This window comes from Acinetobacter zhairuonensis (assembly GCF_022601715.1).
Lineage (GTDB): Bacteria > Pseudomonadota > Gammaproteobacteria > Pseudomonadales > Moraxellaceae > Acinetobacter.
Genome location: NZ_JAKVIM010000002.1, coordinates 52,514 through 74,693 on the forward strand (window position 1 = coordinate 52,514; position 22,180 = coordinate 74,693).

Below are 22,180 nucleotides of genomic sequence, written 5' to 3' on the forward strand. Positions count from 1 at the left end.
GTCAGCAAATTTCTACTCCTTGAAATTTAACAGCTAATTTATATAATCATCAAAAAAGTATTACGCTAGTATAAAAGCGTCCGTAAATTAAAATAAGGTGAACAATCTCACGATGTGAAATTGCATCATCATAAGGATTGGAAATACCGTTTTCACACGAACCAATCGAACAATAATCAAACAATCTTAAATCCATTCTTTTGAATGGTTTGCTAATTCTGAAACATTGCTATGCTCAAGTACATGGAAATAGCAGATATTCGCTGCTCTAAGCGTTCTGATATCTCACTCTCAAATAAAGACATACATGGAGTTTGTCATGAGTATTGCACAATCAATTAAACATCAAGATCGTTTATTAACTATCAACATTAATGATGGCGAAATTCAAAACGCATTACCAGGCGTGCATGTTACCCCTTGCTTCTTAGATCCAGACAATGGTACTTGGGTAATCCGTGCTCGTTTTGATGCTGGTGTAGTTTTACCACGCCATTTCCACACTGGTGTTGTACATTTCTATACAACAGCGGGTTCATGGCATTATGTCGAATATCCAGAAGATGTTCAAACTGCTGGTAGCTATTTATTTGAACCAGCGGGTTCTATCCATACGCTATCAACTCCTGAAGGTGCTGAAGGCTTCATGGTTATCGAAGGTGCTAATGTTAACTTGAACGATGATGACACACTTATGTTCATCATGGATGCAGGTTGGATCGAACGTACCCTGCATGCAGTTGCGCAACAAACTGGTCAAAAAATGCCACGCTATATTAAGCCAGGCTCTGAAGTTGCATTTAACAACAATTAAGTTCATAAAAGACTTTTAGTGCCTGCTAAAAGTCTTTCTTTATTTTAATAAAAAACAGCTACCAAGGATGAATGAAATGTTTGGCAAAATGATGCATCAATCTTTGTTGATTAGTAATTTACTAGAGCACGCAGCAAAGTATCACTCCGACACCACCGTTATTTCACGTGAAGTGAATGGTCAAATTACTACGACTAACTGGTTACAAGTTCAACAGAACAGTAAACGTTTAGCGAATGCTTTTACCACATTTGGTCTTGAAGAAGGTGATCGTATTGCGACGATTGCTTGGAATAACCATCGTCATTTAGAAACTTGGTACGCAACCTCGGGCAGTGGTTATGTTTGTCATACCATTAACCCTCGTCTATTCCCTGAGCAACTGATCTTTATTATTAATGATGCTGAAGATAAAGCGATTTTCTTCGATTCAACGTTCTTACCTTTAATCCTTGCTGTGCAAGGTAAGGTTCCGTCTGTTGAACGTTTCATCTGCTATGGCTCACACGATGAAAAAATCGTTGAAGCATTACCAGACGTACTTTTCTATGATGAATTAATTCAACATCAATCTACAGAATATAACTGGCCACAGTTTAGCGAAGAAACGCCAAGCTCATTGTGCTATACCTCTGGTACTACTGGTAACCCGAAAGGCGTACTGTATAGCCACCGTTCTACGCTATTACACACGATGGCAATCTGCTTACCAGACTGTCTGAATTTATCTGCACGCGACATCGTGATGCCAGTGGTACCAATGTTCCATGTCAATGCTTGGGGTGTTCCTTATGCAGCAGCAATGGTTGGTAGCACAATTGTACTTCCTGGTCCAAATTTAGATGGTGACAGCCTCGTTAGCTTAATTGATGACTATAAAGTAACTGTCGCTTTAGGTGTTCCTACCATCTGGCAAGGTCTATTGGCGGCAGCGAAAAATCGTGGCACCAAATTAGAAAGTATGAACCGAAATGTAGTGGGTGGCGCAGCTTGCCCTCCATCTATTATTCGTGAGTTCAAAAACAATTACGATTGTGACACGATTCATGCTTGGGGTATGTCAGAGACTAGTCCTGTGGGTACAGTCAACCACCCCAAAGCCAAACACTCGGCTTTAAATGAAGCAGAGTTTGAAAACCTTCGTTTAACTCAAGGTCGTCCTCCTTTTGGTGTTGAATTACGCATTGTGGATGGCGATAGCCTCGCTGCATTACCAAATGATGGTCACACTCAAGGCAACCTACAAGTCCGTGGTCCTTGGATTGTCGAAACCTACTTCAACCAAGAGAAAAGCGCAACAACTGCAGACGGTTGGTTCGATACAGGTGACATCGCAACAATTGATGCTGATGGCTATATGACCATTTGTGACCGCGCGAAAGATTTAATTAAGTCTGGCGGTGAATGGATTTCTTCTGTTGAAATTGAAAATATTGCAGTTGGTCATCCAGAAATTCGCATGGCTGCGGCAATTGCAGCGCGTCATCCAAAATGGGATGAGCGCCCAATTTTAATTGCAGTGAAACAAGAAGACTCTACACTTTCTGAAGATGATGCGCGTGCATACTTTGAAAACAAGCTTGCTCGCTGGCAGATTCCTGATGTCGTGATTTTTGTGGATGCGCTTCCAATTAATGGTACAGGTAAAATTGTAAAAGCTGAGTTACGTAAACAATTTGCTGATGTCTTACTGAAAGACGAAGTGGTTTAACTCTTCGTTTCAAAACACTCACAAGGATATTGAGATGAAAAATAATGCGATGAAAACAGCTTGGGTTACTGGTGGCAGTAGCGGTATTGGTCTTGAACTGACCAAGCGTCTACTCAAAGATAAATTCCAAGTGTGCATTTTTGCTCACGCTGGTATTGAACAGGCTGTTGCCGAGCTGCAAAAACTCTCGCCTTCAGTGTGTGGTTTTGAAGTTGACGTACAAAATGAAAGTACGATGGAAGCAAAATTTGCTGAAGCGACAGCTGCATTTGGTGCACCAGACCTTCTTATTAACTCTGCTGGTATCAGTATTGCAAAGAACTTCGATGAGATGTCATCACAAGAGTTCGAAAGACAGATCAACATTAACCTGATCGGTAGTCGTAATGTTGCTCATGCTGCATTACCTCACTTAAAGCAGGCTGCACAACAAGGTAAACGTCCTAAGATTGTGTTTATTGCATCTGCAGCGGGTCTAGTAGGTTGCTATGGTTATACAGGCTATTGTGCATCTAAGTTTGGTGTGATTGGCTTAGCTGAAGTACTGCGTATGGAATTGCGTAGCCAAAACATTGATGTTGCTGTGGTTTGCCCACCAGAAGTGGACACACCACTTGTGACTGAAGAGCGTAAAACTGGCTCACAAGTTACAGCTGCGTTAAAGCAACTTGGTGGTGGTACGATGCCAGTGGATAAAGCCTGCAAAGAAATCTATGAAGGTATTTTCTCAAATGATTTCATGATTATTGTTGGTACCCAACTGCGCATTCTGACCAAAATTTCTCGTATCTTGCCTGATACTTATCGTGGTCAAATCGATAAGAAATTAGACCAGATTATGAAGAAATTTGCATCTTAATGACTACCTTGGTTCAGCTGCGACATGTAGCAGCTGAACCAAAACTTATAAAAGACAGAATCCTATTTTATACATTCGGTTTCTCTGTCAGTGCAAAACAGTCTATATGGATGTTCAAGTAAGAACACTAAGTTACATTGCAGTAAAACAAAAAATTATTCAGATTCAACAATGAAACAACCGCCTATTACTCCCAAATGAGTGATTGGAGAACTGATGCCTTAATTCCTTAGAAATCGGGAAATAAATATTCTATACGCTTGTTTCTATCTAATTGCTGATTCTGAATACACCTATTTATTACAACCCTCATAAGGATAATGAGATGCAAAATAATACGTCAAAAACAGCATGGGTTACGGGTGGTAGTAGCGGTATTGGTCTTGAACTGACTAAGCGCCTACTCCAAGACAACTATCAAGTCTGTATATTTGCCCACGCGGGTATTGAACAAGCTGTAAAAGAACTTCACAAATTGTCTCCTAAAGTTGCTGGCTTCGAAATTGATGTCCAAAATGAAAGCACCATGGACGAAAAATTTGCGGAAGCAGCAGCAGTATTCGGTACTCCAGATTTATTAATTAATTCAGCAGGTATTGTTATTGCGAAATCTTTTGAAGATATGACATCAGAAGAATATTCGCGTCAAATTAATATTAACCTGATCGGTAGTCGTAACGTGGCACGTTCTGCTCTACCATATTTACAAAAAACAGCTAAACAAGGTAAGCGACCTAAGCTTGTCTTGATCGCTTCTGCTGCGGGTCTGGTTGGTTGCTATGGTTATACAGGTTACTGCTCATCTAAATTTGGTGTGGTCGGATTAGCAGAAGTATTGCGTATGGAACTTCGTAGTCAAAAAATTGATGTGGCTGTGGTTTGTCCACCAGAAATTGAAACTGCTATGGTGCTTGATGAACGTAAAAATGGCTCCCCAATCACAGCTGCCTTAAAGCAAATTGGTGGTAGTATGCCTGTTGAAAAAGCATGTAAAGAAATTTACCAAGGCATTTTCTCTAAAAACTTCGTCATTATTCCTGGCACTCAAGCACGTATTCTGGCAAAACTTTCACGCGTATTACCAGATACTTACCGTAGTCAAATTGATAAAAAACTTGATCAAATTCTTGAAAGATTTGCATCTTAAGCAGTACTTTAAAATTAATAAAAAACCGAATGCGATGCATTCGGTTTTTTTAGTTTTTAAATAAATTACATCTCTGCAATCACACCTAAAATACCGGTAATAATCATATCAATTGCAATGGTACCAATCAGTAACGCAGATAATCGCCCTACTATATCGACATAACGGTCAATATATTTGGCATGCTTATATCTGAGATGATCATGAGAGTATTTCATCAAAATCATTAAGCTACAGGTTAGTGCCAAGGTGAGGAAAATCACCAGCGCTGCCCCACCTATCGGTAAAGACATGCCTGTGACCACAGCAGCACTAATGGTGCCTGGACCAATCATAAAAGGCATGGCAATAGTACCTGCTAAATGTTCGGGTGCGCCACGCATCTCACCAATGGTGTCTGCCCCTTGAAACACATAACGATAACCAATCACCAAGAAAATCAGTCCACCAAATATTTGAAATGCCTCAAACCGTACATTCAAATATTTGCTGAAAATGGTTTCGCCACCCCATGCAAACAACATAAATACCACATAAGCAATTAAACAACCTTGAATGAAGGCTTTATTAAACACTTTGGCTTCTGAATTACGAATCATGCCAATCATGTAAATGCTCATTAAAAATGGATTGAGCAATGAAAAGAACAACGCAAAAGCATGTAAGTATGATGTATACATGGTTTCCCCCGATTAGCCTTGTGGGTCTGGAAATAAAGGGCGATTTCCAGGACTGATTCGGTTTATATGCAAGAAGGTCATATGCCGTTCGTATCTGTCCAGAATATCATTAATGACTTGCTCTTTGGTGTAACCGACCAAATCATTGCCTTGAGAGCCTTCGTAAAGATAGGTTTCCAAACGGAAATAAAAACGCTTACCCAACTTACCGCGTTCACTAAATGTGGGTGCGATATAACGTACAGGCCAGATTTGATAAACAAAGTTCTGCTCTTCTTCCAAATGAATAATCAGGTCTAAATGATATAAAGTTGGATCTTGCTCTAAAGCACTTTCCTGAACGTCAATATTCACGCCCCTTTTTTGCATTTCTTCTGCGACAGCCATCACCGCAGGTCGGCAAATTTCATCCAGCATACGTTTGGTGTCGGTGGTTCCGGGGTGATGCATCACCCGTGATAAGCGTTTTTTCCAGTTTAGAATATCGACATTACCAGCCACAGGTGCTGCATTCAAACTGCTACTGGCTTGTCGATAATCTTCAAGTCTTAAAGATTTATACAAACCTGCCATCACTAAGAACATGACAAAACTAAAAGGTAATCCCATGATAATGGTGGCATTTTGCAATGCTGTAATCCCATTGGTCATTAACATTGCCAAGGTCAATAGCCCAATTGCAATTGCCCAAAATACACTGAGCCAGCGCGGTGCATCATGGTCGACATTGGTAAATTGCGTAGTGAAATTTCCCAAGACCAATGCGCCTGAATCGGCTGAAGTGACATAAAATAACAGCCCCGTAATGGTCGCCACCCCTGCAATAAAGGGGAACCATGGATATTGTGCGAGTAAGTCATAGAAACCGTGTGCTGGATTAGCAATGACGGTTTGAGCCAATGCCAGATTTCCATCAAAAATCACATTATGTAATGCACTATTTCCGAAAATTGACAGCCACGTTAAGGTGAAAAATAGCGGGATAATTAATGTGCCACTGACGAATTCACGGATGGTACGTCCACGTGAAATACGGGCAAGAAATAGCCCCACAAATGGTGACCAAGCCACCCACCAAGCCCAGAAAAACAACGTCCAACTGTTCATCCATTCCTTGGGTTGCTGAAATGCAAAACTTTCCAAGGTCATACTTGGGAACCGACTAATATAATCGCCAATATTTTGCACAAAGGTATTGAGCAAAAATTCTGTATTGCCGAGGAATAAAATAAACAGCATCAAACCCACGGAGACATAAATATTGACTTCCGAGAGTATGCGAAGACCTTTATTTACGCCCGAAGTCACCGAAATAATCGTCATGACCACGGCAACGCCAATTAAGGCTGCCTGCATCCAGAGATTTTCGGGTAAATCGAACAACACATGTAAACCATAATTCAGCTGTACCACGCCAATACCACAAGTGGTGGCAATACCGAAAATAGTACCGATGACAGCGGCAGTATCCACACTATGTCCAATCGGACCATGAATTTTTTGACCAAAAATCGGATAAAGCGCGGAACGGATGGTAAGTGGCAAATTATAGCGATAACTGAAATATCCCAGCGCCATGCCAATCAAGGCGTACATGCACCATCCAGTCAGACCATAATGAAATAAAGTCCAGACCATACTCTGGCGTGCAGCTTCAAAAGTTTGCCCCTCACCTACAGGTGGATGCATATAATGGGATAAAGGTTCAGCGACCGAGAAGAACATCAAGTCAATGCCGATCCCTGCTGAAAACAGCATGGCAGACCAACTGAGTAAACTAAATTCGGGTTTGGAATGCTTGGGTCCGAGCTTAATATCGCCATAGCGTGAACAGGCAATAAAAATCACAAACACCATATACAGTGTGGCAGCCAGTAAATAGTACCAACTGAATGTAGAACTGACCCAAGCCAAAACTGCATTTAAAGTTTGATTGGCAAAGTCATTAAATAAAATGGTGGTAATAGAAAAAATTAAAATAATGAGAGCTGAAATATAAAAGACCACACCATTTAAACGGTCTTTTGGCGCTAATGTTTGATCATCAACTGCTCTTGGATTATCTGTTGCCATACAATCCTCAAGGAAGTAAATATAAGTTGAATATCAATTTTTAAACTTCTCGCTGTCGAGAGCTTAAAAATCGACAGATGCTATACGACAGTACTTTTGTCTCCGACAAAAATGCTATCTTCGTGTAACCGAATGCTTAGCCAGAATAAAAAGAAGTGTGGCAGTGTAACAAATTCCCTGAATTTGCCCTGCTTATACAACCAATTCCAACATGAGAACGACATAAATAAACGGTTCTTCTCCTTAAACTCAATTTTTGTAGCTGCTTTTGGGTGCAATATCCGATGCTCAAAACAGGAACATAAAAAAATGCTCATGCTCTTAAACTGCTCCCTAAAAAGCCTACTACAAATCTATCCATCTAATAAATAAGCGGTAAAGCTTAAAAAATTGAACGCGAACTATGCAGTACTGCATTCAATTTAAACAACATGATACTTTTAATTGATTGAACGTTCAATCAATTAAAAGTATCATAAAAAAATGCTATGATGTTTTCCATGTCAATAATTGAATCTAACACCTTTAAATCTAAGGTAAATTTTCTGGATTATCATGAATAAACGTAGAGTAAAACCTGAGCATGAACGTCGTGAAGAAATCATTCGCGCAGCCTATGAAGTCATTTACGAGGTGGGATTATCCAATACCACCATTGCTCAGATTGCAAAAAAAGCTCAACTTTCGACAGGCATCGTGAGCCATTATTTTGGCGATAAACAGGGTCTGATAGAAAGTTGTATGCGCCAAATGCTCTTTGTGTTACGTGAAACGGCGGCAACGTATAAAGCCAAAGTTAGCCAGCCAACGCCAGAAAATTTACTTAAAGCAATTATTGATGCCAACTTTGACATCAGTCAGGTGAATCAAACAGCTATGCGTGTCTGGTTAGATTTCTGGTCTGCCAGCATGCACATGCCCGATTTAGGTCGCTTGCAGCGAATAAACGACCAGCGTCTTTATTCAAATTTGAAATTTCATTTACTGCAGATGATGCCCAAAGATCAAGCCAGCCATGTCGCTAAAGGGCTTGCTGCATTAATTGATGGTCTTTGGTTACGCGGCAGTTTAAGTGGTCATCAAGCATTTGATCGTGACTTGGCACGTTCTATTGCATATGACTATGTCGATATGCAACTTCGCTTAATACAACAGATACGGCAGGAACAGCAAAATGAATGATGCACAATTACATCAATTGTATATCCATGGACAGTATGTCAATGCCACCAGTGGTAAAACCTTCGACACAATTAATCCTGCAACAGGTCAAATTATTGCAAGTGTTCAGCAAGCCTCTAAAACCGATGTTGATGCTGCGGTAAAAAGCGCCCAACAAGGGCAACAAGTTTGGGCAGCCATGACGGCTGTTGAGCGAGCACGAATTCTGCGTCGTGCCGTTGATATTTTACGTGAACGTAATGATGAACTTGCCCGTCTAGAAACCATCGATACAGGTAAAGCCTACAGCGAAACTTCAAGCGTCGACATTGTAACGGGCGCGGATGTTCTCGAATATTATGCGGGTCTTGCAACCGCGATACAGGGTGAACAAGTGCCCCTTCGTGAAAGTAGTTTTTTCTATACCCGTCGTGAACCTTTGGGTGTTGTAGCAGGTATTGGGGCATGGAACTACCCGATTCAAATTGCACTGTGGAAGTCTGCACCTGCCTTAGCTGCGGGGAATGCCATGATTTTCAAACCCAGTGAAATTACCCCACTGACTGCCTTTAAGTTAGCTGAAATCTATACCGAAGCAGGTCTGCCTGCTGGGGTCTTTAACGTGGTTCAAGGGCTTGGACATGAAGTCGGTCAATGGCTGACTGAACATCCTGAAATTGCCAAAATTTCCTTTACCGGTGGTGTGGAAACAGGCAAAAAAGTCATGTCTAGTGCCGCAGCATCCAGTTTAAAAGACGTCACTATGGAACTCGGCGGTAAGTCTCCGCTGATTATTTGTGCTGATGCCAACCTCGACCGTGCTGCTGATATTGCAGTCATGGCAAATTTCTTTAGTTCGGGTCAGGTCTGTACCAATGGTACGCGCGTGTTTATTCCACGCAACATGAAAGCCGAGTTTGGACAGGCTGTAGTAGAACGTGTTAAACGCATCCGTGTGGGTGACCCAATGTTAGAAGATACCAATTTTGGTCCACTCACCAGTTTTCCGCATATGGAAAAAGTTTTGTCTTATATTGAATTGGGCAAACAGCAAGGTGCGACACTTTTAATTGGGGGTGAACGAGCGACGTCTGCTGAACTGGCTCAGGGCGCTTATGTCATGCCAACTGTTTTTACAGACTGTAAAGATGACATGCGGATTGTACAAGATGAAATCTTTGGACCTGTGATGAGCATTTTGGCTTATGACAGCATCGAAGAAGTCATTCAACGTGCGAACAATACCCTTTATGGTTTAGCGGCTGGAGTTGTCACACAAGATATCTCGCAAGCTCACCGCATTATCCACCAACTTGAAGCGGGTATCTGCTGGATTAACACTTGGGGGGAATCTCCTGCCGAAATGCCAGTTGGGGGTTATAAACAATCTGGTGTAGGGCGTGAAAATGGTATTTCCACACTTGAACATTACACTCGCATTAAATCCGTTCAAGTCGAATTGGGCGAGTATCACAGTATTTTCTGAGTTCTAAATACTAACCTTCATTCTAAATTTCTCTTTTTTACATCCTCAACTCAACATGTCGCCACGCTCTATTTGGGCGTGGTACTGCCATAGAACAAGGATCATTATGCATTCTCAACACTACGATTATATTATTATTGGCGCTGGTTCTGCGGGCAATGTCCTTGCCGCACGCTTAACCGAAGATGCCGATGTCTCTGTTTTATTATTAGAAGCAGGCGGACCTGACTATCGACTCGATTTTCGCACCCAAATGCCTGCTGCACTGGCTTATCCACTGCAAGGGCGACGTTATAACTGGGCGTACTTAACCGATCCAGAACCGCATATGAATAACCGCCGCATGGAATGTGGTCGCGGCAAAGGCTTGGGCGGATCTTCGCTGATTAACGGCATGTGTTATATCCGTGGCAATGCCATGGACTTAGAGCAATGGTCGACGTTTAAAGGTTTGGAAAACTGGAGCTATGCCGACTGTTTGCCTTATTACCGTAAAGCAGAAAGTCGTGACATTGGTGCCAATGATTACCATGGTGATGATGGACCCGTGAGTGTTGCAACACCTAAAGCCAATAATAATGAACTCTTTCACGCCATGGTAGAAGCTGGCGTGCAAGCAGGTTATCCGCGTACTGATGACTTGAATGGCTATCAGCAAGAAGGCTTTGGTCCCATGGATCGAACTGTCACGCCCAATGGTCGACGCGCCAGTACAGCGCGCGGATATCTGGATATGGCAAAACAGCGCCCTAATTTGACCATTATGACGCATGCCACCACCAATAAAATTCTGTTTAGTGGCAAACAAGCAATTGGGGTCGAATATCTTCAAGGCGCAAATCAGCAACAGTTACATCAGGTCTATGCCAATAAAGAGGTCTTGCTCTGTGCAGGTGCAATTGCGTCACCGCAAATTTTACAGCGCTCAGGCGTAGGTCAAAGTACCTTCTTAAAATCAATGGACATTGATGTGGTTCATGATTTACCTGGTGTCGGGGAAAATTTACAAGACCATCTGGAAATGTACCTGCAATATAAATGTACCCAGCCTGTCTCGCTCTACCCAGCCTTAAAATGGTATAACCAGCCTGCCATTGGTGCAGAATGGTTATTTAATGGGACTGGAGTGGGTGCCAGTAACCAATTTGAAGCGGGTGGTTTTATCCGTTCTTCCGATGAATTTGCTTGGCCGAATATTCAATACCATTTCTTACCTGTTGCCATTAACTACAATGGTAGCAATGCAGTCAAAGAACACGGCTTCCAAGCCCACGTGGGTTCAATGCGTTCGCCTTCACGTGGTCGTATCAAGCTGAAATCTAAAGATCCATTTGAACATCCAAGTATTCTGTTTAACTACATGTCCACAGAACAAGATTGGCGCGAATTCCGTGATGCCATTCGTATCACACGTGAAATTATGCAACAACCTGCATTAGATCCTTATCGCGGTGAAGAAATCAGTCCAGGCAAACATCTAAGCAGCGATGTAGAGCTAGATGACTTTGTCCGCAATCATGCTGAAACTGCCTATCACCCTTCTTGTAGTTGTAAAATGGGGGAAGATGAAATGGCAGTCGTCGATGGTCAAGGACGTGTGCATGGTCTACAAAGTTTACGTGTGGTCGACGCATCCATTATGCCGCTAATTATTACTGGGAATTTAAATGCAACCACCATCATGATGGCAGAGAAAATTGCCGATCAAATTCGTGGACGAGCAGCCTTACCTCGTTCAACAGCAGCATTTTATCAAGCCATTTAAACGGCATAACTTTTATTGAACTAATATCATCCAGACCACATTATTTGGCACGAATAATGTGGTTTTTATTATATCCCTATACTTATTAAGTATTACTTCATGATATTTTTTGAATATCGTTTCATTATTTTAAGCTTAGAGCAAGATTACTATTAACATTGAGTAAATATTATACTGTGAATTATATAAAATACTGTGCTGGACAGGAATAAATGGACATTTCATCCATTTCAACCAAAAACAACATAACATCAAGACATTGAAATATAATAAAAATTAATAAAACATCACTGAAATTTATACATTTTATATCCACATTTATTATAAAAATTACTTAGTCAATCCTTATTTCGTCTAAAATAGCAACCGATCGGAAATGTGTGGTTAAACTAAAAGGTACATTTTTTCTTATTCTTAAGGATTCATGTATTTCACTCCCTCTCTTCTGAACTTTTAGTTTGCCACCATTTCCATCACCCTCTTTTTATATTTTTTTGTTGCTCTCTATTCGCTTTAAAGCGATACAAAACACCTGCTCCCAAGGTCAAAATCGCATGAAAACTTTTTTAAAATACCTCACGGTATTTGTCGTACTGCTTTTGCTTGCAGTATTGATTTTTTTATTCCGAACAACTGCGTCTAAAAAAATTCAAACCTCAAATAATGAACCTGTTGTCGATGCCGTTTTAGTTGGTGGTGGCATTATGAGTGCAACCTTAGGCACTTATCTGACCGAACTAGAACCGAACTGGCAAATCCGCATGTATGAACGCCTAGATCAAGTTGCTCAAGAAAGCTCGAATGGCTTTAACAATGCAGGAACAGGTCACTCTGGCTTTATGGAAATGAACTATACCTCTGAGAAAGACGGTAAAATGGACATTACCAAAGCGGTAAAAGTGGCTGAACAGTTCGAAGTTGCAAAACAATTCTGGTCTTATCAAGTCAAACAAGGTGTTTTAGGCGAACCGCGTAGCTTTATTAACCCTGTTCCACATATTGCTTTTGTCTGGGGCGACAACGTTAAATTCCTAGAAAAACGTTATGCAGCAATGGTTCAAAACCCGATGTTCTACGGCATGAAATTTTCAGAAAATCCTGCTGAAATTAAACAATGGGCGCCATTGGTTATGAACGGGCGTGATGCTGCGCAAAAAGTTGCAGCAACTCGTATGGATGTTGGTTCAGACGTGAACTATGGTTCGATTACCACGCAATTGGTTAATCACCTGAACAAGCAATCTAACTTCAAATTAGAAACCTCAACTGAAGTCACTGGCATTAGCCAAAATGATGACAAAACTTGGACTGTTTCTTTTAAGAATTTGAAAACAGATGCAACCAGCCATGTGAAAACGCGCTTCGTGTTTATTGGTGCTGGTGGCGCTGCAATTAAATTATTGCAGATGACTGATCTTCCTGAATCTAAGCAATATGCAGGTTTCCCTGTGGGTGGCGTGTTCTTAATGACCGATAACCCTAAAGTGACTGCTGGTCATACTGCAAAAGTGTATGGTCGTGCTGAACTAGGTGCGCCGCCAATGTCTGTTCCTCATATTGATACACGTTATATTGACGGTAAAAAATATGTGTTGTTTGGACCATTTGCGACCTATTCAAACAAGTTCTTGAAACAAGGTTCTCAGCTTGATTTAATTAAATCGACCACCAAAAACAATGTGTTACCAATGACTGCTGTCGGTCTGGAAAATCTGGACTTGGTGAAATATTTGGTCAGTCAGGTCATGATGACGGATGAAGATCGTTTCAATGAACTGAAAAAATACTATCCTGATGCAAAGCCTGAAGATTGGCGTTTAAACCACGGCGGTCAACGTGTGCAAATCATCAAAAAAGAAGACGGCAAACCAGCCAAACTTCAATTTGGTACTGAAATCTTCGCTTCTAAAGATGGTGCTGTAACAGCCCTACTTGGTGCATCACCTGGTGCTTCTACTTCACCCTACATCATGCTGAGTTTGCTTGAAAAAGCCTTCCCGCAACAAGTACAAGGTGAATGGAATCCAAAATTACATGAAATTGTAAAATCGTACCAACAAGAGTTAAGCACAAATCCTGTGTTACTTGACCAAGTACGTCAATACACCAGCCAAACTTTAGGACTGAAATATACGCCTATGACGCAAGCAGCCAATGATTCAACAGCTGCTCTAAGCAAAGCGCAATAATTCCGTCTGTATCAAAAGGATGAACTACGGTTCATCCTTTTGTTTTTCATATTATTCCAATATTTTTTATGCCATTTATCCCCTCTGAAGCATTTATCGCTTTTCGTTGTCGTGATTTCTCTTTGCTCAGTCTCAATCAACTTTGTTTGGTAGTTGCTGTAGTCATGCAGGAAGTCGCAATTGGTTTTGCACTTTATCAAATGACCCAAGATCCGCTCAGTTTAGGCTTAATTGCCATCGTAGAACTGCTGCCTTTTATTGGCTTGTCATTTTTGGGTGGGCATTGGGCAGATCGATATAACCGTCAAAAGCTTCTGCAGTGGAGCTTTAGTTTAAGTAGCAGTATTCCGCTGTTATTGATTGTGGTTTTTTACGTTTTCCAGACCCAACAGATTGAACAAAACACTCTGCTCTGCTTGGTTTATTTTCTCATTTTTTGCTTAGGCATTTTGCGGGGAATATACAGCCCTGCGTTTAATTCAATACGCCCTTTTTTAATTGCTCGGCAAGCGGAAAACAATGCCGCCACTTGGACCACTTCGATCTGGCAATTTGGAGCCATTGCAGCTCCGCTATGTGCTGGATTATTGCTGAGCCATGTTGGACTTATTGCAACGCTATGTGTCGTCTTTCTGTTTAGTTGCGTAGGCAGCCTTGCTGTTTGGCGACTCAGTCCACGTAGTTTTCCGATCTCGACACACAGCCAAGTTTTGCAAAGTTTAAAACACGCTATCGAATTTATGCTGCAACAGCGCTTACTGTTCTGGAGCATGTTATTGGATCTATTTACGGCATTATTTTGTAGTGTCATCGTGCTGCTTCCGATCGTCGCTCACGATGTACTGCATTTAGGCGCTGAAGGCTTAAGCTTACTTAGAGCAGCACCAGCTATCGGCACGGCAATCATGATGTGCGTATTACTGCATTTTACGCCAAGCCAAAATGCTTGGCGCAATATGTTACTGGCCAGTATAGGAATCGCAATCGCAACACTTGTATTCGCCTTATCGACATCACTTTGGCTAAGTATCGCCCTGCTTATGCTCATTGGTGCTTTGGACAGCATCAGTATGGTGATTCGCCAGAACTTATTACAACAACTTCCTCCTCAAGATTTACATGGCCGTGTTGCTGCCCTCAACGGAATATTGGTCACAACGGGCAATCAGTTTGGTGCATTAAACAGCAGTATGACATCACGTTATTTTTCCATCACCCCAGCATTACTGATCGGAGGCAGTCTATGTTTAAGTCTGTGTCTTTTCAGCTTTTTTCGTACCCGAGATTTACTAAAAACACCATCAAGTTATGAGAAATATACAATACTTACAACAGAAAAATAGAAGCTTACACAGAATATGCCTATGCTTATTTCATGCGTAATGAGTTTAGATAAGGATTGATTTTTATGGCAAAAACAACCGAATTGACCCATCGACTTTATACGCTGATTTATTTTGTGATCATCTTTGTCATATTGGCGTATTGTGTGCTGAACGCCATGTATACAGTAATTATTGGGGGCACTACATTCTATCTCTTTGCCAGTTTTGTACTGGTACTACAGAGTATTTTTGCCTTGCGAACTTCGCTCGATAGTCGCATTTACGCCAGTCTAGGGCTGGTGCTGCTGATTATTGGATTGTTATATACGCATGGGCTCGATTTTTTAAGTCATCTAAAAGCTGTTGTTCTGATTCCAGCATTAATCCTAACTCTATTCGGTCTCGACAATTTATATAAACCGCCTACTCGATTGATGCTCCTAAAAATAGGACTGGTGATGGGTCTGCTACTGTTGGCTTATAGCCAATACTATGAGCTGGTTGAACTGCAAAATTACTATAACTCCCTGCACAATGGTGAAACTTGGCAGCAATTTGGGGCGTTATAAATGGTATAGCTTTATGACTCGATTGTTTTCATCTTGGACATTTTAAATATCTGAATAAGTACAACTAAACCTAGTCCTAGTTAATTTTTTATTGATTATGATAATTATTATCATTACAATTCATCAAAACATTCATATCCTTACACTCTCATAACATGGATGTTTGAAGTGGTTAAGATTACATATGGATTCAAAGACGCCCAGAAACTCGTGGTTCAGTGAGCAATTTCACTTACACCAATCTACCCTGTTATCTTGGTTTAAGCACAAACTACAACATCACCATCAGTCCGAAGATTTAAGTCAGGAAGTCTTCTATCGGGCTTTAAAAAGCCAATATCAATATGAAAAGATTAAAGAACCGCAAGCATGGTTTATGGGGATTGCGAAACATGTGATGATTGATTACTGGCGTCGGCTGCATATTGAACGTCTATATTTAGAAGCATTGGCTCAGCTTCCAGAACAAGTCCACCCTTCCGTAGAACACGAGATGTGTATCCGAGAGACTTTATTTCAATTACATGTCGTATTAGATCAATTACCAGCACGCACAGCACAAGTCTTCTTACTTTCTCAGCTCGATGGTCTAACCTATAAAGAAATCAGTCAAAAAATTAAAATTTCCGAAGCCACAGTAAAAAGGGACATGAAACACGCCTTTTTAGCCTGCCTAAGTCTCTCTTACCCATAAATAAGCGCAGAGCCATCATGCCCCCTTCATTGAAAATCTCAGATGAAATATTAAATACTGCGGCAGACTGGATGGTTCTACTGCACTCCGGAGATATTTCCAATCAAGAACTGCTTCAATTTGAACAATGGAAAGCCAACCGCTCTGAACATGCTTTAGCCATCCAACATCTGGAACAGTTCACACAAGGTTTGACCCAACTTCCAACACAGATACATCCTCAGACGTTAGTCCACTCAAATCAGAAATTTAAGACTACGGTGAAACGGAATCTGATGCTGAGTTTTTCAGGTCTGGTGCTGTTAGGTAGCACCTTGAGCCTATTGCCGTGGGAGAAGTGGCAATCCGATCTTCATACCCAAGTCGGGGAAATCAAAAATTTTAATTTAGATGATGGCTCTCAGCTGGTTTTAGCCAGTGATAGTTATGTCGATATTGAATATACCGCTCATACTCGACGGATCAAACTCATCAAAGGTGAAATATTTATCCGAACGGCGAAGGACGTTCAGCATCGCCCCTTTTTGGTAAAAACTCAATCTGGTTTGATTGAGGCACTCGGTACAGAATTTACTGTCCAGCAAGAGAAGCATAAATCTACCCGCGTCGAAGTGTATCAACATGCTGTGGCAATCCATCCAAATCAAAATGCCCATGCGAAAATTCTTAAACAAGGGCTATCCGCAAGTTTTAATGATCATGCGATTTCATCAGCCCAACCACTTAAGAATCAGCAACCCAATTGGACTCAGCACCTTTTAGTCGTAGAAAACTGGCCGCTAGACAAAGTCCTGAATGAGCTTTATCGCTATCAACATGGTATTTACCATCTGGAAAGTGATTTAAAGAAACTGCCTGTTTCGGGTGTATTTTCACTCAAAAATCCGCATAACAGTATTGAAACACTGGCTTATACCCATGCACTTGAGCTGGAAAATTACGGTCCATATTTACTCAATATCAAAAAAAATCAAAAAAAATGAGCTGTTTTTCTGAGTTATTCGACTAAGAGAGAAATAGATGCTCATAAGAGAAAAATACATGAAGGATAATCAGGTTAAAAATACCTTGGCGATTGCTATACGTGCAGTCTTATTGGGGATTCCACTGATGGCGAGTAGCTTCGCAAGCACCGCTGTTTATGCTGTGACGACCTATCCAGTGAATATTACGCAACTCCCTTTAGATGAAGCACTTAAACAACTTGCGATTCAAACGGGAACCACCATTAGTTATGACGCCAATACCCTATCAAATTTACAGAGTAAAGCCCTTAAAGGGCATTACGCAGTCGATCAGGCTTTGACAACACTATTACAGCCACATGCGCTGGTGGCAGTTCAAGTGACCAACGATGGCTATAGCATCCAAGCCAATCCTCAAGCACAAAAAGAAACCCACATTATAAAATTAGTGACCATACAAACCCAAGCTCGCCCTACCAATGGTTTGAGTCATGCTCAAATGTCTGACGATGCAAATACTGCCCATCTACCAACAATTGCATTGAAAGCTCAATCCAACACTCTTGCCACTGAAAATTCAGGCACTTATAAGGCTGAGGTAAGCACAGCAGCAACAGGTTTGACCTTAGCTTTAAAACAAACGCCTCAATTGGTCAGTGTCATTACTCGTCAACAAATGGACGATCAGCATCTGACACAATTGACCGATGTCGTGACACAGGCTGCGGGTTTAAGCATTAATCAAAGTGGCAATATTGGTAGTGACAACTCCCCGATTTATGCACGTGGACAAGCTGTAGACAGTTACTTACTAGATGGTGTCAAACTTCTTAGTTCCTATTCCAGTATTTTCCAAAGCCAAGATACCGCCCTGTTTGACCGTGTTGAAATTGTCCGCGGAGCAAATGGATTAATGACGGGTGCTGGAACAGCAAGTGCCAGTATTAATATGGTCCGCAAAAAACCACTTCAGGATTTCAAAGCATCCGTCAGTAGCAGTCTGGGTTCATGGGATACTTATCGAGCAGATGTCGATGTCTCTTCTCCACTAAATGAGGCAGGAACCGTGCGTGGTCGAGCGGTTCTGGCTTATCAGACGGGAGATTCCTATATTGATCGCTACAGTGAAGATCGTAAAATTGCCTATGGCGTCATAGAGGCTAACTTAAGCCCAAATACCAAAGCCAGCGTTGGTGCTAGTTACCAACAAATGGATATATCGGGCATCGCACGTGGTGGATTGCCCTCATTTTATAGTGATGGAAGCTTAATTGATTGGTCACGCTCAGATTCTGCTGCGGCAAGTTGGACCTATTCCGACCGAACCACAAAAGCCTATTTTGCTGATCTTGAACACCATTTGAATGAGCATTGGACCATTAAAGGCACGATTTCTCGAACCGAAACCGCTTCAGATGAAGTGGTTGGATATACCTATTCCCGCTCAGGCATAGATAAAGTTACGGGAGCTGGTGCAATGTTGTATGCAACACGCTGGGATTATAAACCCACTCAAGACTTGTTTAATCTCACCCTAAACGGAAGTTTTGATCTATTTGATCAAACCCATGACGTATTTTTGGGAACGACCTACACCAAAAGTGAAAATAAACGCCCAACCTATTCAGGATGGAATAATGCCTATACATGGGATGGGGATTTAGACAACATATTTACTTGGGATGGCACTACACCTAGTCGCCCTGAAACCATGATTGATGGCTGGTATAGCAATGATGAAACCAGCCAATCTGTATTCGGTGCAATTCGCCTTAAACTTGCTGATCCCCTCGCAATTATTTTAGGGACACGTGTCGAAAACTGGGAACGCATTGACGACGACTATTCCTCATCTGACCAAACGACTACTTATGAGAAACGTCAAGAAAATGGAGAAGTTATTCCCTACTTTGGCATTACCTATGATTTTACTGAGCACTGGACAGGATATGCGAGTTATACCAACATTTTCTCCCCTCAAGACAAGAAAACCAATTCTGGAGGATATATTGAGCCTTTAATCGGAAATAGCACCGAGCTTGGTATTAAGGCAGACTTTTTTGATCACCAATTGAATTTTGGAGCTGCCATTTATCAAACCCAAGAAGACAATAAAGCCATAGCAATTACCAATGTCTATGCACCTGATGGATCTCAAGCCTACCGCACAGAATCTGGTACTGAAAGCCGAGGATTTGAGTTAGAAACTACAGGTAAACTGAACGATAAGTGGTTAATATCCGCCAGTTTTACACGCAATTTATCGGAAGATAATCAGGGAAATAATCTCAACAGTACTATTCCCAACAATACTGCCAAATTATTTAGCACCTATACTCTGCCTTATCTAAATGAAGCCTTAACCATTGGTGGCGGTCTGCGATGGCAAAGCGATATTTACTCGGACAATGCTGGACCTGCAAAAGTGAAATTTACTCAGGATAGTTATGCTGTCGTGGACTTAATGGCGCGCTATAAAGTGAATGAAAATTTATTGCTGAACTTTAAACTAAATAATCTGTTTAATGAGAAATATCACTTATCCACCACCAATAGCTATTATGGCGCACCGACCAATTTGAATGTGGGCGTTCGATATCAATGGTAAGTATTCATCATTTTTAAATTAGATGACTGAATCAAAGTAAAATCAAATGCTCTATGGAATAAATTGAGTAAGTCCATTCTGTAGAGCTTTGTAGTATTAATCCGAGCTATTCACTATAACAACTAACCGTGTATTGTTGACCATTTCCTTATGTGTGAATACGCCTAAGTTACCCTTAACATTTGTGTAAGAATCTACTCAGTCACCACGTTATATGGATGCATAAGATTCGTACTTTTAAATCATTAGACTGTACGCCTTACCTATCACCATGTGCTACAACCATACGATCCTCCACTTCACTGGTGGATAGTGTTAGATGATCCAATTGAGCAAGGTTTTTTCTTAGGTATTTCAATACCACCAGCTTTGAGATGCTGATCGATTTTGTTTTTCGATATATTTTTACTTATCTAAGCGAGTATCTTCAGAGCTTTATCGAACATCATCTCGTTGTTGGCTGGATAGTGTTACTGAATCTGAAGTTGTTGCACCAGATGTTTGTGTTTTACGTGTAGTAGCCATAAAAAGCCCCATCGTTACGAATAGGGCTACTGTGCGGAGTATTCAATGCAAATTTGTTGGGTATAACCACTATGATTATGCAAGTTTATAGATTTCCTTGCATATTTTTTGCTGCTCCATGAATTTCTGATATGCCATTTTCACTATATTAGGCACCTTTAAGGTGAGGAATTCATTCGTCACAGGAATATCAACGCTAGGATTTACATATGTTAGATGTGGCTCAATCGTTTTAAATTTTTTAATGATCTCCAAATTATTGTCTATAGCATATTGAATATCCTCTTTCCTAAAGAAAGATGCTTTAAAGCTAAGATCTTCAATAGTAATAATATCTAAACCCCAATAATTAGCAGGGTTATTCTGAGCATCTCTAATTAAGGGGTGCTGAACAGCTAACGCCCATTGTGACAAACCTTTTAATTCATCTGGGTTCAAAAACATTAGTTCAGCATTTTCTAAATATTTATCACTATATGCGATAATTTTATCTGCAAGCGGATGATGACTCATTTTCATTAACTCCATTTAAATTATTAATTTTTTTTACATTTATTATCCAAATATGAGGTTAGGCCATACCAAATTAGCAAATATACAATCAAAGTTGCATCCCGATTTTTGGGTAAATTCTATTCAACTTATTACCAACAACCAGTTAAATCACCCACTAACAAGCCCAATCAGGCAGCCCCAAAACAAGGCAAATCACTCCCTGTAAATAATTTTCCAACCTCCTCCCAACTGCCCAACAACATCATCCGACTCATCCCAAAATAGATCTATCATCCTTATACGTTACTCGTCATCTTGCTCACCTTCACACGGGAAGTGTTCTACACCTGTCTCCATTCAACATAACTCAATGATTGCGCCCCGATTATCATAATTAGGAAAACCTGCATTGCTACAAGATTATGAAAATCACAACCACGGTTAAGCAGGTTGGACAGAACTTTATATACGCCTTCAAGTCGTCTTATAAACCTTTGTAGAATTGAAGAGAACTTATTAAATACTCAACCTGTCAGGCACTTACATATAAAAATTAGCATGGCTTAATTGTTTTAAACGCTATGACCCTGAATACACGCTCTGTTATGCCGATCCACCTTACTTTGATACAGCAGGCTATAGCGTTGATTTTGGTTACGAACAATATGAAAGCCTAGCTAGTGTTATGAGTAGTTCAAAAGGTAAAGTGATGGTTTCTTCAAATGATCATGAAGAAATGAGGAAGCTATTTAATGACTTTAGAATAGAGACTTTGGATATCCAATATTCATTAATATCGAAAATGCCTAATCAGATACTATGTCTGATTGGGCATTGTTCTTTATGCGTTAGAGTGCAGATTAAGCGCAAATAATTTAGTGCAAAAAAAATCGAAAACTTACAATAAGAATTATGATGAGTGCTTACAGAAATTCTAAAAACAAAAAACCACTTAGGATTAGTGCACCTAAGTGGTTGTTTTATTTGGTGGGCCCACCCAGACTCGAACTGGGGACCAACGGATTATGAGTCCGCTGCTCTAACCGACTGAGCTATAGGCCCAAATATTAGTTAATGAAATTAAATCAATAACTTGAAGACTGAGCAATACTAG

At 40.8% G+C, this 22,180-nt stretch carries 16 protein-coding genes and 1 tRNA gene; 13 read left to right on the top strand and 4 right to left on the bottom strand.

What is annotated here, in order from left to right; genetic code table 11:
• Positions 1-319: 319 nt before the first annotated feature.
• From MKI85_RS02020 to MKI85_RS02035, 4 genes are all read left to right on the top strand, one after another.
• Positions 320-814, top strand: a complete 495-nt coding sequence (locus MKI85_RS02020) for a 2,4'-dihydroxyacetophenone dioxygenase family protein (RefSeq protein WP_241624522.1) — start codon at positions 320-322, stop codon at positions 812-814.
• A 76-nt stretch (positions 815-890) separates the two neighbouring features.
• Complete coding sequence (locus tag MKI85_RS02025) at positions 891-2,525, top strand: long-chain fatty acid--CoA ligase (protein ID WP_241624524.1); 1,635 nt, start codon at positions 891-893, stop codon at positions 2,523-2,525.
• 34 nt (positions 2,526-2,559) lie between these two features.
• Entirely contained in the window at positions 2,560-3,384 is an 825-nt protein-coding gene (locus MKI85_RS02030; RefSeq protein WP_241624526.1) for an SDR family NAD(P)-dependent oxidoreductase, read from the top strand.
• Between the two features lie 325 nt (positions 3,385-3,709).
• Positions 3,710-4,531: an SDR family NAD(P)-dependent oxidoreductase gene (locus MKI85_RS02035; RefSeq protein WP_241624527.1), complete on the top strand. Its 822-nt coding sequence runs from the start codon at positions 3,710-3,712 to the stop codon at positions 4,529-4,531.
• A gap of 65 nt (positions 4,532-4,596) precedes the next feature.
• Here MKI85_RS02035 and MKI85_RS02040 read toward each other — a convergent pair whose 3' ends face one another.
• Both MKI85_RS02040 and MKI85_RS02045 read right to left on the bottom strand, forming a co-directional pair.
• Positions 4,597-5,211: a MarC family protein gene (locus MKI85_RS02040; RefSeq protein ID WP_241624529.1), complete on the bottom strand. Its 615-nt coding sequence runs from the start codon at positions 5,209-5,211 to the stop codon at positions 4,597-4,599.
• Positions 5,212-5,223: 12 nt separating this feature from the next.
• Positions 5,224-7,284, bottom strand: a complete 2,061-nt coding sequence (locus MKI85_RS02045; RefSeq protein ID WP_241624530.1) for a choline transporter — start codon at positions 7,282-7,284, stop codon at positions 5,224-5,226.
• A 555-nt stretch (positions 7,285-7,839) separates the two neighbouring features.
• On the opposite strand from MKI85_RS02045, the gene betI reads away from it, so the two are divergent.
• The 9 genes from betI to MKI85_RS02090 all read left to right on the top strand — a co-directional run bounded on the left by betI (position 7,840) and on the right by MKI85_RS02090 (position 20,046).
• Positions 7,840-8,466: a transcriptional regulator BetI gene (betI, locus tag MKI85_RS02050; RefSeq protein WP_100242666.1), complete on the top strand. Its 627-nt coding sequence runs from the start codon at positions 7,840-7,842 to the stop codon at positions 8,464-8,466.
• Positions 8,459-9,931, top strand: a complete 1,473-nt coding sequence (gene betB / locus MKI85_RS02055) for a betaine-aldehyde dehydrogenase (protein WP_241624533.1) — start codon at positions 8,459-8,461, stop codon at positions 9,929-9,931. The genes betI and betB overlap by 8 nt, the downstream gene beginning before the upstream one ends.
• Before the next feature lie 106 nt (positions 9,932-10,037).
• The gene (gene betA / locus MKI85_RS02060; protein WP_241624535.1) at positions 10,038-11,696 is read left to right on the top strand and encodes a choline dehydrogenase; all 1,659 of its coding nucleotides are present in this window, start codon (positions 10,038-10,040) and stop codon (positions 11,694-11,696) included.
• Between the two features lie 554 nt (positions 11,697-12,250).
• Positions 12,251-13,885 (top strand): malate dehydrogenase (quinone), encoded by a 1,635-nt coding sequence (gene mqo, locus MKI85_RS02065; protein ID WP_241624537.1) that lies wholly within the window; start codon positions 12,251-12,253, stop codon positions 13,883-13,885.
• 68 nt (positions 13,886-13,953) lie between these two features.
• Positions 13,954-15,228, top strand: a complete 1,275-nt coding sequence (locus MKI85_RS02070; protein ID WP_241624539.1) for an MFS transporter — start codon at positions 13,954-13,956, stop codon at positions 15,226-15,228.
• A gap of 65 nt (positions 15,229-15,293) precedes the next feature.
• Entirely contained in the window at positions 15,294-15,779 is a 486-nt protein-coding gene (locus tag MKI85_RS02075; RefSeq protein ID WP_241624541.1) for a hypothetical protein, read from the top strand.
• 184 nt (positions 15,780-15,963) lie between these two features.
• Positions 15,964-16,473: a sigma-70 family RNA polymerase sigma factor gene (locus MKI85_RS02080; protein WP_241624542.1), complete on the top strand. Its 510-nt coding sequence runs from the start codon at positions 15,964-15,966 to the stop codon at positions 16,471-16,473.
• A 17-nt stretch (positions 16,474-16,490) separates the two neighbouring features.
• Positions 16,491-17,456 carry a FecR domain-containing protein gene (locus tag MKI85_RS02085; RefSeq protein WP_241624543.1) on the top strand — a complete coding sequence of 322 codons (966 nt, stop codon included), beginning with the start codon at positions 16,491-16,493 and terminating at the stop codon, positions 17,454-17,456.
• A gap of 58 nt (positions 17,457-17,514) precedes the next feature.
• Positions 17,515-20,046, top strand: coding sequence for a TonB-dependent siderophore receptor (locus MKI85_RS02090; protein WP_241624545.1), 2,532 nt, complete (start codon positions 17,515-17,517; stop codon positions 20,044-20,046).
• A 600-nt stretch (positions 20,047-20,646) separates the two neighbouring features.
• Here MKI85_RS02090 and MKI85_RS02095 read toward each other — a convergent pair.
• Positions 20,647-21,084 carry a hypothetical protein gene (locus MKI85_RS02095; RefSeq protein WP_241624547.1) on the bottom strand — a complete coding sequence of 146 codons (438 nt, stop codon included), beginning with the start codon at positions 21,082-21,084 and terminating at the stop codon, positions 20,647-20,649.
• A gap of 967 nt (positions 21,085-22,051) precedes the next feature.
• Positions 22,052-22,128, bottom strand: a tRNA-Ile gene (locus MKI85_RS02100).
• Positions 22,129-22,180: the final 52 nt, after the last annotated feature.